Consider the following 11,936-nt stretch of genomic DNA (forward strand, 5'->3'; position numbering starts at 1 on the left):
CGCCCATGCCGCGGGCCGCCCTTGGGCTTTCGTCTCATGCTTGGCCTGCGTGGTCGTCTGGGCCTTGTCCGGTCCGGTGTTCGCCTTTTCGGAGACCTGGCAACTCGTCATCAACACCGGGACCACAATCATCACCTTTCTGATGGTGTTCCTGATCCAGAACACCCAGAACCGCGACGGTGCGGCCATACAGGCGAAGCTCGACGAACTCATACGGTCCGGACAGGGAAAGAACGACTTCATCGGCATCGAGCATCTCACGGAAGCCGAGGTGCAGGAGTTCAGAAATCGGTGCGCCGAGGCCAAGCAGGCTCAACTGCGCCTGCAGCGCGCCTACTGATTTCTGGACGCTGCAGTCGACGGCGGGTTGGCGGGGTTCCCAGTCCTGAAACAAAACGCGGGCGGTTTGCACTTTGCCAGGGGCCACAGCCCTGGCTACTCCAGTAAGGCCTCTCCCGCTGGCTCCGGCCGGCGGGCTTTTTAGCAATCACTAACGGAACCGAAGCGACCATGCGATATTGAATCAAAGTTTCGCATGGGGAGTTCCAATGCCTAGGCTTGCCGGCGGCGACCGGTTGTCATTTATCGAGCCGTTGATGCCGACGCTCGTCGACAAGCCACCGGAAGGCGATGGCTGGATTCATGAAGTGAAATTCGACGGCTACCGCTCCCAAATTGTTCGGGACGTGGACGGTGTGCGCATTTTCAGCCGCCGCGGGCTCGACTGGACTGCAAAATATCGCGACCTTGCCAACGCCGCGAGCGAGCTCGAGGCCGAGGACGCGATCATCGACGGCGAAGTGATCGTCACGAATGAGGCTGGGCTGTCCGACTTCAAGGCGCTGCGTAAGGCCATTACCAGTCGGCAACAGGACCTCTATTTCGTCGCCTTCGATCTTCTCCACCTCAATGGCCACGACCTCCGCGACATCCCGCTGGAGGACCGGCGCGAGATTCTGGCCGAGATGATCCCGTCTGGCGGGCGCATCCAGTTCAGTCAAGCGTTGCCGGGCGATGCCAAGTCCATCTTTCATCTCATCGAGCAAGCCGGGCTTGAAGGCATGGTTTCGAAGCGCAAGGACAGCAAATATCGCTCCGGCAATTCTACGGCCTGGCTCAAGGCCAAGTGCTACACGATCGACGAATACGAGCTGCTCGGCGTCGAGCGCGAGGCGGGCAAGCCTGCCTTCGCCCTCATGGCCGAGCGCGGCACCGGGCGCTATGTCGGCAGCGCCTTCATCACTCTAAACCGCGAAATGCGAGAACGCTTGTGGCAGCGCGTCCAGGAGCACGCAGGCACGGCGCCGAACGGCATGAGGCGGGCGGCGACGCAATGGGTAAGGCCAGGGCTGATTGGCCGTGTAAAGCACCTCCGTGGCGAGGAAGACCTGCGCCACGCGTCCTTGCAGGACTTCCGCGAGGAAGGGTCACCCTGGAGGCGGTCATAGGGGAATAGGCTCTGAAGTATGGTGAGGCGACGTTGACCGCCGCCTCACCCGCCTAGACGTGCGAAGGCCGCGCCTTCCAATAAGGCGGCGGCATATTTCCTTCCTCGATAAGGATGTCCTTCTTCCGGGCAAAGGCGGCAAAGATTCCCCTGGCCGTCTCCGCGTCGATGTCTCCGACCAGTGCCGCCTTGCACGCGCGGATGGCAGCTTTCTGCTCGGGACTGTTGCCGCACCAATCGGTGGCAAACTGGTATGCGTCAACCACGGTGTTGAGCTGACGGGGAAAACCCATTCCAACCCAAACTCGGATCGGCTTTTCGAATGGCTTTGAGAGCATCGCGACCTCCATCGCGAGACTTCAAGCGGCTAGCCCACCGCGGCCGCCGACGCTGGCCATCCATGGCGGCGGTGCGCTCAGTTCTTCAAGAACCTTGGCTGATTTTGCGAAACCGCAGAAGGCCTCCCTTGCGGCGTTTCGCGGGTAATCGCTGTCGAATGCCTTTTGGCAGGCTCGCAGCGCAGTGTCGTAAATCGGGCCGCGCCTATTTTTCGGCCATTCGTAGAGAAATTCCAGGGCGTCCTCGATGCATGCGATTTCCTGGATCAGGCTGTTTCCGCTCTTGACGAAAACAGGGCTGTCGAACATCCGGTCGTTCATAAGATCCTCCAAATCGAACGAACAATTGAGTGTCAGGAGGGCCGAGACCTACGGCAGTATCCCTGGCCCAGCGGCGATATGGGTTTGAGGGCTTTTGTCGTCAAGAGTGCTCTGCAACCTCTATGAGCTTGGTGCATGGGCCGAATAAGACAGCCAGTATCACATCTGCCTGTCCGCGCCGTTTTCCTATATTCGCCGCTTCTTTGCGCCCATACCGAGGCGAGCCGGCAGACCCGAGCCCAGAACCTGGCCGCCACACACGATCCCTCGGGCTTTTCGGGAACCGTTCGCGTGTTTTCCTCTTTTGGAAATCGAAGGGACCGCCTCGTAAGGAGACAACGATGAACCGGCTACTTTTCGCGTTACCTATCTTGGCCCTGTCCACTGGGCTTGCCATTGCGCAGTCAACCAGCACCACGAGCGGATCTTCCACGACAACCACGACGACGACAACGATGCCGAGCACCACCAATCAGGGTACAGACTCGACCACCACGAGCGACACCAATCCGAATTCGGCGAAGGATTGCGCGCCCGGCCAGCAGACCGGCAGTGCCAAGCAGGCGGCTCCGGGGCAGCAGGACACCGATGCAAAGACGGCTGCTCCAGGCCAGTTGAAAACGACGACCGAAGGCTGTTGATGCGAGCGAGGGCCGACGCAGATTGGCCGGCGCCCAAGAGCACAGGCCGATCGCGTTTTCAAACTTAGAGATATCCGCGTCGCCGGCAGTAGCTCGGCGGCGCGGTAGGCCCGGTTCCCGCCGCACCCGACGGAACCAAAGCTACCGAGGGTGGTTGATACCAGTCGTCCGCACCAGGCAGCGGCACGCGGACGCTTGGAAGAGTCCATCGCGCTTTCGCCCCAGGGAAGGAGAGCGTCATGCGCTTTTCAGAACGCACGCGTCCGTCTGTGGACGCACCAGCTTCCGCCACCTTGCAGCTAGGACAACGGGTAATCCGCAAGGACACTACCGAGCGTGGGATTGTGGTCGCCACCACCGACCAAACAATAAAGGTGAAGTGGGATCGCGGTAGGACCAGCTACTTCCGCCGTGGCGCGGAAGGTAATGTTCTCCACGCGCCGCCCTCAGGATGACGGAGCTCGCGTATGGCTTCCCCGACCTGTATCAAATCGGATGATCTCGACATGCTGATCCAGGCATTGACGGATCATTGCCACGACTTTGGCATTTCCGCCGACGCCGAACGAGATGATGTCGCGCGGCTTATGGTGGTGCTCTTCGTCAGCGGGATAGATGATGCCGCTGACATGAAGTTGGCTCTGGCCGCGTCTAGGCTTGTCCACTAGTTCACTGGCCTGTCCCCGTGGCGTTCTTACGAGACCGCCCTGATCGCCAGCGCAAAGCAAATCGCCAGTGGAAAGATCAAGCAGACAGCCATTATGACAACCACGACATTGCCAAGGCGCTCCGTTCGCTGCTTGGCAAGGTCAGCGGCATCATCGTCACTCGAAATGAGATCAAGGATCGAAAATCATCAGGGGTGGGAGCGTCGTTTGCGAGCCGACCTGCGATGTCAGGTAGGTCCGCTCTGCTCTGGATAAGGGTCACATTCGCCTCGCTGTCAAACGCCGCTTGCTGTTGGCAAAGCCAGGCGCCCACCATGTTCGAAAGGTAAGCATGGCAGGCACCCAGGATGACCGACGACGGAGGGGGTCGAAATAATCGGCGGCCCCGCATCAATGTATTGGCAGTTTGTTGGTTGCCGCCTCCAGCCCTTTGCTTTTGTCGCTGCGACTTCAGTCGCAGCAGGCTTGCGACTGCAGTCCGCTGCCGGAACGAAAAGACATCAAGCCTCGTTTGCGGAGCATTCGGAGGATTTGCATCATGAACCGGCGAGGTGTCTCCTCATCCGACTGCGAGGTCCTTCGGTGTGCCTTCGTAAAATCGGTCATCGAAGACGGAATTCCTGAAGATAAATGGGTGGCCCACGCCGCGTTTTTGATCCGCAGGCTTACCGGCAAAAACGATGTCGACCCGCGCGTGCTGGATTGGGTTTTGCGAAGCAGCAGCGTTCCCCAGCCCCGGGCGAAATGGCTCGAGGCTTAGACCTGGCGCTCGGGCCACGGTCGAAGGGTTTCAGAGGGGGTCGAAAAAGCCCGCCAGCAAGACCCAATGTCGGGGAACCGTGCAACGGGTCGTGCGTTTAGTCAGGTCCCAAAATCCCGTTGCCACCCATCCTTCAGATGGCAGCGGGCTTGCTGGATAGCCCGGTTCCCTAAACCCTGTCACTCCGTGCGAAACCGGGCTATTCGGTTCGACGCCGAATCGACTCGCTAACGTGACATTGCAGGAATACAATTAACTTCGTCATCCGCACCCGACCGAGGCAAGCGGATGCTTGAAAGAGCAGATCACGCTTTCGCCCGGGTGGGGGAGGAAAGCGTCATGGCTTTCAAAAAATACAGCAGCATATTCACGCCTGTCGATCTGGAGATCATCCAGAACGTTTTTGACCAGCTTTGCAGCGAGCGCCGTCTGGCCCTTAAGGACCGGGAACAGAGGGAGCAGCTTGCCAACGAAGTCATCCAAGCGTTCGAGAACCGCATCTCAGACGAAGTGGCGTTGCGCCGGTTGTTTTCAAAACGCCGCAGGGCCATGGCCGAGTGAATGCTCGGAGGCGGCGGCGTCACCGACCTCGTCCCGGGCTGGGAGCCAATACGCGTCGCCGCAATAGCTCGGCGGTGCGGTAGGCTCGTACCCGACGCCCCACGGAACCAAAGCCGCCCGCTAGCGGTTAACACCAGTCGTCCGCACCCAACCGAGGCACACGGACGCTTGGAAGAGTAGATCGCGCTTTCCCCCGACTGAGGAAGAAGAGAGTCATGCGCTCACGACACTGGAGTCGCCAGAAGGACGCGCCAGCCTCCACCTCCTTGCAGCCAGGACTGCGGGTAATCCGCAAAAAGGGCGTAGAGAACGGCACGGTCGTCGAGGCTAATCCCGGCCAAATCGACCGAGGCGCGACGGCTTCCTCGACTTACATCAGTTCGGACGATCGTCACATGCTGACCCAGGCATTGACGAAGCATTGCCGCGACTATGGCATTTCCGCCGACGCCGAGCGTAACGATGTCGCCCGGCTGATGATGGTGCTTTTCGTCAGAGGGATCGTCAATGCCGCTGACATGGAAGCGGCTCTGGCCGCTTCGAGGCGGCTCGTTCACTAGGCCTACTTCACCGGCCCCGTCCCGTTCCACCGGATGAACGCCACTTCCTTGCCGGTGACCTCTCGCACCGTCTTCAGCAGCGCCTCATGCAGAAGCTGGAGCGAGCGGTAGTGATCGCATTGCGGCGAGATCAGCGGGCCGACGATGCTCTTGTGCAGCGCCTCCGCCGCCTGCAGGAAGAGCTCCAAATCCGAACCGGATAGCTGCCTGGGTTTGTTACGCCTGACCATTGCGATCCCTCCGAGCATCGCCGCATCTAGGATAATAATCCTATATGGCTCAATGGCTGTAAAGAGGGCGGATATGGCGGAGCGGTTACGCTGCGGAATGCCCCAGCTCAGGTCGCCCAGCTCGGGCGCAGCCTCGCTGCAGGATTTCAAGGAAGACGAATGACCATCAGAATTCGCGCTTGAGAAGTTGAAGAAGGGACTCCTCGTCCGATACGCCGCTGGCGAAAATATCCATTATCTGCGCGGCCAAAGTATTCGCCTCGCGGGTGCCCGGCAAAATATCGAGGTCCTGGCAGCTGCGATCATAGACCCTCTGCAGGAGGGCCATATCCTCCGGGTAAGCGACGCCGCTGGTTTTGGTGGGATCGAACATCGCTCCTCCCGCGTGCTGGGGCGGAAGCGCGCTTTTCGCTTACTGTCGGCGATGCCCTTGTCAATTACCGCCGATGATAGAGCATAGGTCGGCTGAGGGCCGCAGCACTACAACAAATGATAGAGCAGACCGGACATCGGCCCTCTGCGCAGTTCGGTCAGACTTCAGTCCAACTTCCGGATTCCCTTGGCCCCGAGTTGCCCCGCTGACCTTGCGCCGGCGATGCCCGTTCTCGAAGGTTTGGCGATCCGGCTGGCCGAGGTCGTGTGCAGCCGCGATGGCCGAGCGCAATGCCTCCATGGAACCAGTTCCGTCTCCCTCAGTTCCATTAGGACATCCCTGCGGGTTGGCGGCCAATGGTGTGGCTATCCAGGACCTGCAGGACAGTTTTGCCGGAGGAACCGATGTCGCTGCATAGCCTTCATCCCGAACATGTCGATGAAACCCGCATGAATGCCTATTCGACCTTCGCCCCTGCCCTCCTCAATTCGCTGGCGCAGCGGCTGGCCCGTTGCCAGGGAGCGAAGGAACTGGGGGAGGTGGAGAAGTCACTCATCCGCCTTGTCGAAGACGCCGCCGTCGCCGCGCCGCAGGCCGAGGCGATGAAGGAGTTCGCGATCGAACTGGTGGTTTCGACGATGAAGAATGTCCGCGACCACCCCGACTCCAAAAGCGATCTTGAGGAGATCGCCGGCCGCCGCACGCAGGGCCGTTCCGAAAATCCGGACACGCTCGACGAGCAGTTGGATGCCGGCTTGGAAGACAGTTTTCCAGCCAGCGATCCGCCGGCCGTGGTCTCAACCGCCATTTCCGGCGGCGCCAAGGAGATCGTCGGCACCGACGAGGTGCTGCGGCGCAAGAAGGAGGCTGCCGCCCGGAAGACGGAGAATAACGAATAGCCTTTCCGGAATTGGGTCAAGACGAAGCGATACGGCGGTTCAGCGTTGCTTGCCGGCTCGGTCGACCTGCCGGGCCTCGTTGCAATAAGCCGGCGCGGGCAAAGTTCCGGGAACCTGACGCTTCGCGAAGGGTTCTCCTCCTAACAGGAAGGAGCACGCAATGAACAAGGACACTCGCGACACTGGCGCCGTTCCGCGGCGGCCCGGCGCGGGCCATGCTCCCGAGGCGACGGCCGGGTTACCCACCAAAGGCGGCGACGACCCACTGGTGCGGTTCCTGGCGGAGAACACCGACCTCTCTCCGAAACAGGCTCGGGAACTCATCCGCGAGCACGGCCACGACCGTGAGCAGCTTCTGAAAATCGCGCGCACGATGAAGGCCGAGGGCTGAGATCGGGCGAGATCAAGCAATGCAAGGAAACACGAAAATGAGCATGCTGTACCGCGCGGCCAGGATCGCGGAAGAGGCGCATCGGTCTCAAACCGACAAGACCGGCCGCCCCTATATCGAGCATTGCCGGCGCGTCGCCGATCAGGTCGAGACGCTCGATCAGAAGATAGTTGCCTATCTGCATGACGTCGTCGAAAAGGGCGAAGGCTGGACCTTCGGCAGGCTGCGGACGGCGGGCTTCGGCCCACCTGTCGTCGCCGCCGTCGATGCCCTGACGCGAAGGCTTGACGAAACAGAGCACGGGTTTCTGTGCCGCGCCGCCTCGAACCGGCTTGCCCTGCCGGTCAAGCGTGCCGACTTGAACGACAATCTCTGGCAAGCGCGCGAAGCCGGTGTCTCGACCGCGAAATATGAAAGTGGCCTGCGCGCGCTCAACCGGCTTCGAACAGGTGAGCCGCCGAGCAGACGTGGCGGGACAAGGGCGACCGCCGCGAGGCACAGCGCCAGCCGTTCCCTTTGACCAACTGCGAATGGAGAAGAAAAATGCCACGCGGAGACAAGTCGAAATACACCGACAAGCAGGAGCGCAAGGCGGATCATATCGCCGAAGGTTACGAGCACCGCGGCGTGTCCGAGAAGGAGGCCGAGCGCCGCGCCTGGGCGACCGTCAACAAGGACGATGGCGGCGGCAAGAAGGAGGGCGGCTCGGGGCGCGGCAAGCACACAGGCAACCCGGCCGCGCACAAGGGCGGCAGGATCGGCGGCAAGGCCTCGGCCTCACGGTCCGCGGCCAGCCGGTCGGCATCGGCGAAGAAGGCGGCGGCGACCCGCAAGAGCCACACGCATCATTGAGTGAGGCGGGCCTCTTCCTTCTCCCCTTGTGGGAGAAGGTGGATCTGCGCGCAGCGCCGAGACGGATGAGGGGTGCTGGAAGAAACTCCGGCGGCTAACAACGAAGGAGTTTTAGTCGCTTACGCCGCCAACCTCGCGTTCCGTCCAACACCCCTCATCCGACCGAGCTTCGCTCGGCCACCTTCTCCCACAGGGGAGAAGGGGGAAGGCACTAAAGCGGCATCTCCGAGGTCTGCTTGATGGTCTGGCTGGGAACCTCGGTCTTGACGTTCTGCACGCCCTTGATGCGGCTCAGATGCTCCGACTGGAAGCGGCGGTATTCGTCGATGCCGGCGGCCACCACGCGCACCATGGCGTCGCAGTCGCCGAGCATCAGGTAGCACTCCATCACCTCGGGCAGCTTGGCCGCCTCGGCGGCGAAATGCTCGATCGTGTCCTCGTCCTGCTGCTTCAGCCAGATGCGGGTGAAGAAGGTGTGGCCGCGGCCGACCTTGGCCGGGTTGAGCACGGCAACGTAGCGGTCGATGACGCCGGCCTCTTCCAGAAGCTTGACCCTTCTCAGGCATGGCGACGGCGACAGGCCGATTTCCCGCGCCAGATCGTTGTTGGCCATGCGCCCGTCGCGCTGCAGGGCGCGCAGGATGCGCTTGTCGATCTCATCCAGCTTCATGGCTCAGGATTCCATCTTTCTTTCTGATTTCGATATCCAATGCCAATTTCTCTCAGAAATGGCGAATCTTAGCAACCAAATTGCTTGGCATTTCGCCTATGCTTACCGGCAGATAAGTCATCGACAGCGAATGGTTCGGACGCAGGCGGCCGCAAGGCGCGCCCGACCTCGTTCGCCCAAAGGAGACCCATGAGCATCTCGCAAGCAAGCCTGACCCTGGACGAGGCGCCCTACCGTCGGCCGTCCGAATTCCGGCGTGGCGTGGCCGCGTCGACGCCGGTGCTGCTCGGCATCATTCCCTATGCGCTGGTGCTCGGCGCACAGGCCGCGCAGAAGGGCCTCAGCGTCGTCGAGGTTCCGCTGATGACCGGCATGAACTTCGCCGGCGGCTCCGAGTTCGCGGCGATCCAGCTCTGGACCTCGCCGCCGCACATCCTGCTGATCGCTGCCATCACCCTGCTGGTCAACAGCCGCCATTTCCTGATGGGGGCCGCGCTTGCACCGTTCCTCAGCCACCTGCCGCGGCGCAAGGTGTTTCCGGCGCTGTTCGTGATGTGCGACGAGAGCTGGGCGCTGGGGCTGGCGGATGCGAGGCAACGCGCCGCGGCCGGCCTGAACCCGGCCTTCAGCCTGCCCTATTATGCCGGCGCCGCCCTGCCCTTCTACCTCGCCTGGGTGGTGTTCACCACCGCCGGCGCGGCACTCGGCCCAGTGCTCGGCAATGTCGAGGATTACGGCTTCGCCATGGCCTTCCCGGCCGTGTTCCTGGTGCTGATGCGCGGCATGTGGACGGGTTTTGCCGCGGCGCGGCCGTGGCTGGTCAGCCTGGTGGTGGCCGCCTTGACCTACCTCATCGTTCCCGGCGCCTGGTATGTGGCGGCCGGCGCGCTCTCCGGGCTGGTCTCGGCCTGGCTGTTTTCGGGAGACGAAGCATGATCGATCCAGCAAACGTGCTGGCCATCGTGCTGATGGCCAGCGTCACTTATCTGACCAGGGTCGGCGGCTATGTCGTGCTGCGCAACCGAACGCTTGGCCGCCGCGCCACGGCGGTGATGGAAGCCGCGCCCGGCTGCGTGCTGATCTCGGTCATCGCGCCGGACTTCGTCTCCAAAAATCCGGCCGACCTGGCGGCGCTCGCCATCACCGTGCTCGCGGCGACGAGGCTGTCGATGCTGCCGACCGTGGTGATCGGCGTGGCTTCGGCGGGGATGCTGAGGCATTTGATAGGGTAGGATGGGTGCCGGCGTCGGAGCTGCCGATCTCCCCCGCGCGGGGGGAGATCGCGGTGTCAGCGCGGCGGCTCAGTCGTCACCGCCTTCGCCACCGCCATCGCCACCGTCGCCGCCGCCCTCGCCGCCACCGTCACCGCCGCCACTGTCTCCGCCATCATGGTCGCCGCTGCTCGCGCTCTCGTGATCGCCGCTCTCGTGATCACCCTCGCCCCTGCCCTGGTCGCCGTCATGCTCGCCACTGTCGACCCCGTCGCCTTCATGATCACCTTCGTCATTTTCGGCCACATCATAGTCGCGCTCATCGCCGGCGGTGGCGCCCTGGTCGTCATCGTCGGGCAGCGTCGCCGCCACCTCGCCGCCATGGTCCGAGAACTCGCCCGCAAGGCACTGCTGCGTTGCAAGACTGCCGAACAGGCTGACCGAAGCCGCCAGCAGCAAAGGAACAGCCTTCATCGTCGTCTCCATCCGGCACGCGGACCGCCATTGTCGAAGGCGGATCATTGTCCGGCCGGATTACGGCGCGCTTAAATGAGTATAAGCAATTTAGCATCTGCTTATTTTCGTAACGACCCGACGGGAGCCGGCCCGGGCCTGCCGCTTGCGGCGGTCAGCGGCCGTAAAGCCCGATCTCGTCCGGCTGGATCGGGCCGGCGGCTTTCGACTTGACGTCGTCGCCCATCTGCTGCTTCAGGGCCGCGTCCAGCCTGTCGCTGTCACTGCCGTTCGGATCGATGATCGCATTGACGAACGTATCGAGCGAAACGCCGAGTTGGTCCAACCCCAGCTTCTTCTCGATCGCGATGATCTCGGAAGCAGATCTCTGTTTCAACGCCTCGACCGCGTTCTTGACGGCCGTGCCGTAGGACAACAGCGAAGCGTAGTCGCCCTGGTCGACGCCGAACTCCTTGCCGACGCGCTCCATCAGCCGGACCTTGATGGCCGTGATGTTGAGGCTGTTCACGCTGAACATGGTCCCGGAGATCTTGGCCTGCGCCTGTTTCAGGGGCGAGCCCGAGCCGGCGGGGCTGGAGACGCCATTGGCACTCTCGGCGAGGCTGTCCTCCGCCGCAGGTTGCGGGCGTTGCTGCTGCAGGATCAGCAGGGCGGCGTTGTTCAGTGCGGAGAGTGAAGACATTGCCGGTCTCGCGGGCCGGCCCGCTCGTCATGGAGGGCCGCGCCGGACATTCGAGCCAAGACATCATGCCTTGAGCGCAACAAGTCGGTTCGGCAAAGCGATAACCTGATGTCGATTAAGAATTTCCTAGGCCGATCGGCTCAACCAACGCGCCTGGCCGGCAAGTCAACCTCGCCGACCGCCCTGGCGACGATCGCCTCCAGTGGCTCGGGCCGGTGCAGCAGATAGCCCTGGCCGTAGGCGACGCCCATGTCACTCAGGATATCCAGCGCCACCCGCTGCTCGATCTTTTCGGCCACCACGCCGCAGCCGAGGCTCCTGGCGATGCCGGATATCGCCGAGACGATCTCGCGGTCGAAGCGGCTCTCGGCGATGTGCTCGACGAAGGAGCCGTCGATCTTGATGGCGTCGACGGGAAAGCGCCGCAGATATTCGAACGAGCTCATGCCGGCGCCGAAATCGTCGAGGCTGACACGACAGCGCCGTTCCCGCGCCTTGCGCACGAACGCCTCGGCGGCATCGAAATTGGTGACGGCCGCGGTCTCGGTGATCTCGAAGCCGATGCCGGCGGGCGGCGCGCCGGTCTCGGCGATGACGGTGTCGACGAACTCCCACAGCTGCGGGTCGCTCAGCGTCTGCGCCGACAGGTTGAAGTCAAGCGAGATGGCGCCCGAGCGCATCGCCGCCCCGTGCAGTTCCAGCGCCGCCCTGACGATCCAGCGGTCGAGCCTGGCGGCGATGCCGAAGCGCTCCGCCACGGAGATGAACTCGCCGGGCGGGATCATCTTGCCGTTGCGGGCAGAAAGCCGCGCCAGCACCTCGACCTGGCGGCTGTCGCGCCAGGGCCGGCCGAGCCGG

20 protein-coding genes are annotated in these 11,936 nt (G+C 62.6%); 12 read left to right on the forward strand and 8 right to left on the reverse strand.

Annotated elements, in window-relative coordinates; all coding sequences use genetic code 11:
- Both EN745_RS18425 and EN745_RS18430 read left to right on the forward strand, forming a co-directional pair.
- On the forward strand, positions 1-340 hold a 340-nt coding region (locus tag EN745_RS18425), incomplete at its 5' end, for a low affinity iron permease family protein (RefSeq protein WP_145992066.1).
- Between the two features lie 208 nt (positions 341-548).
- Entirely contained in the window at positions 549-1,448 is a 900-nt protein-coding gene (locus EN745_RS18430; protein ID WP_127421944.1) for an ATP-dependent DNA ligase, read from the forward strand.
- A gap of 52 nt (positions 1,449-1,500) precedes the next feature.
- Here the strand turns inward: EN745_RS18430 and EN745_RS18435 are convergent, their stop codons facing one another.
- Entirely contained in the window at positions 1,501-1,797 is a 297-nt protein-coding gene (locus EN745_RS18435; protein WP_245487764.1) for a DUF982 domain-containing protein, read from the reverse strand.
- A gap of 9 nt (positions 1,798-1,806) precedes the next feature.
- The gene (locus EN745_RS18440; protein WP_127284591.1) at positions 1,807-2,106 is read right to left on the reverse strand and encodes a DUF982 domain-containing protein; all 300 of its coding nucleotides are present in this window, start codon (positions 2,104-2,106) and stop codon (positions 1,807-1,809) included.
- Between the two features lie 341 nt (positions 2,107-2,447).
- Here EN745_RS18440 and EN745_RS18445 point away from each other — a divergent pair, with 341 nt between their 5' ends.
- The 4 genes from EN745_RS18445 (at position 2,448) to EN745_RS18465 (ending at position 5,296) form a co-directional block, all read left to right on the forward strand.
- Complete coding sequence (locus EN745_RS18445) at positions 2,448-2,747, forward strand: hypothetical protein (RefSeq protein ID WP_126055229.1); 300 nt, start codon at positions 2,448-2,450, stop codon at positions 2,745-2,747.
- A 467-nt stretch (positions 2,748-3,214) separates the two neighbouring features.
- On the forward strand, positions 3,215-3,415 hold the full coding sequence (locus EN745_RS18455) for a hypothetical protein (protein ID WP_127421946.1): 201 nt from the start codon (positions 3,215-3,217) through the stop codon (positions 3,413-3,415).
- A gap of 1,099 nt (positions 3,416-4,514) precedes the next feature.
- Complete coding sequence (locus tag EN745_RS18460) at positions 4,515-4,736, forward strand: hypothetical protein (protein WP_189363081.1); 222 nt, start codon at positions 4,515-4,517, stop codon at positions 4,734-4,736.
- A 215-nt stretch (positions 4,737-4,951) separates the two neighbouring features.
- Complete coding sequence (locus tag EN745_RS18465) at positions 4,952-5,296, forward strand: hypothetical protein (protein WP_127406083.1); 345 nt, start codon at positions 4,952-4,954, stop codon at positions 5,294-5,296.
- Positions 5,297-5,298: 2 nt separating this feature from the next.
- Here EN745_RS18465 and EN745_RS18470 read toward each other — a convergent pair whose 3' ends face one another.
- Positions 5,299-5,526 carry a hypothetical protein gene (locus EN745_RS18470; protein ID WP_127421947.1) on the reverse strand — a complete coding sequence of 76 codons (228 nt, stop codon included), beginning with the start codon at positions 5,524-5,526 and terminating at the stop codon, positions 5,299-5,301.
- A gap of 166 nt (positions 5,527-5,692) precedes the next feature.
- A complete protein-coding gene (locus tag EN745_RS18475) occupies positions 5,693-5,899 on the reverse strand; it encodes a hypothetical protein (RefSeq protein WP_127421948.1) in 207 nt (68 codons plus the stop codon).
- A gap of 449 nt (positions 5,900-6,348) precedes the next feature.
- On the opposite strand from EN745_RS18475, the gene EN745_RS18480 reads away from it, so the two are divergent.
- The 4 genes from EN745_RS18480 to EN745_RS18495 all read left to right on the forward strand — a co-directional run bounded on the left by EN745_RS18480 (position 6,349) and on the right by EN745_RS18495 (position 8,041).
- A complete protein-coding gene (locus EN745_RS18480; protein WP_127421949.1) occupies positions 6,349-6,798 on the forward strand; it encodes a hypothetical protein in 450 nt (149 codons plus the stop codon).
- Between the two features lie 160 nt (positions 6,799-6,958).
- Positions 6,959-7,189, forward strand: coding sequence for a hypothetical protein (locus EN745_RS18485; RefSeq protein ID WP_126055236.1), 231 nt, complete (start codon positions 6,959-6,961; stop codon positions 7,187-7,189).
- 37 nt (positions 7,190-7,226) lie between these two features.
- Positions 7,227-7,709, forward strand: a complete 483-nt coding sequence (locus EN745_RS18490; protein WP_127421950.1) for an HD domain-containing protein — start codon at positions 7,227-7,229, stop codon at positions 7,707-7,709.
- A 23-nt stretch (positions 7,710-7,732) separates the two neighbouring features.
- The gene (locus EN745_RS18495) at positions 7,733-8,041 is read left to right on the forward strand and encodes a plasmid stabilization protein (RefSeq protein WP_127421951.1); all 309 of its coding nucleotides are present in this window, start codon (positions 7,733-7,735) and stop codon (positions 8,039-8,041) included.
- Between the two features lie 211 nt (positions 8,042-8,252).
- On the opposite strand, the gene EN745_RS18500 is transcribed toward EN745_RS18495, so the two are convergent.
- Complete coding sequence (locus EN745_RS18500) at positions 8,253-8,711, reverse strand: Lrp/AsnC family transcriptional regulator (RefSeq protein ID WP_126055239.1); 459 nt, start codon at positions 8,709-8,711, stop codon at positions 8,253-8,255.
- A 189-nt stretch (positions 8,712-8,900) separates the two neighbouring features.
- On the opposite strand from EN745_RS18500, the gene EN745_RS18505 reads away from it, so the two are divergent.
- Both EN745_RS18505 and EN745_RS18510 read left to right on the forward strand, forming a co-directional pair.
- Positions 8,901-9,647: an AzlC family ABC transporter permease gene (locus tag EN745_RS18505; protein ID WP_127421952.1), complete on the forward strand. Its 747-nt coding sequence runs from the start codon at positions 8,901-8,903 to the stop codon at positions 9,645-9,647.
- Positions 9,644-9,943: an AzlD family protein gene (locus tag EN745_RS18510; protein WP_127405854.1), complete on the forward strand. Its 300-nt coding sequence runs from the start codon at positions 9,644-9,646 to the stop codon at positions 9,941-9,943. The genes EN745_RS18505 and EN745_RS18510 overlap by 4 nt, the downstream gene beginning before the upstream one ends.
- Positions 9,944-10,012: 69 nt before the next feature.
- Here the strand turns inward: EN745_RS18510 and EN745_RS36195 are convergent, their stop codons facing one another.
- The 3 genes from EN745_RS36195 to EN745_RS18530 all read right to left on the reverse strand — a co-directional run.
- Complete coding sequence (locus EN745_RS36195; RefSeq protein ID WP_189363082.1) at positions 10,013-10,396, reverse strand: hypothetical protein; 384 nt, start codon at positions 10,394-10,396, stop codon at positions 10,013-10,015.
- A 154-nt stretch (positions 10,397-10,550) separates the two neighbouring features.
- Positions 10,551-11,078: a hypothetical protein gene (locus tag EN745_RS18525; RefSeq protein ID WP_127421955.1), complete on the reverse strand. Its 528-nt coding sequence runs from the start codon at positions 11,076-11,078 to the stop codon at positions 10,551-10,553.
- A gap of 140 nt (positions 11,079-11,218) precedes the next feature.
- On the reverse strand, positions 11,219-11,936 hold a 718-nt coding region (locus EN745_RS18530; protein WP_145992067.1), incomplete at its 5' end, for an EAL domain-containing protein.

The organism is Mesorhizobium sp. M4A.F.Ca.ET.022.05.2.1 (assembly GCF_003998845.1).
Taxonomy (GTDB): Bacteria; Pseudomonadota; Alphaproteobacteria; order Rhizobiales; family Rhizobiaceae; genus Mesorhizobium.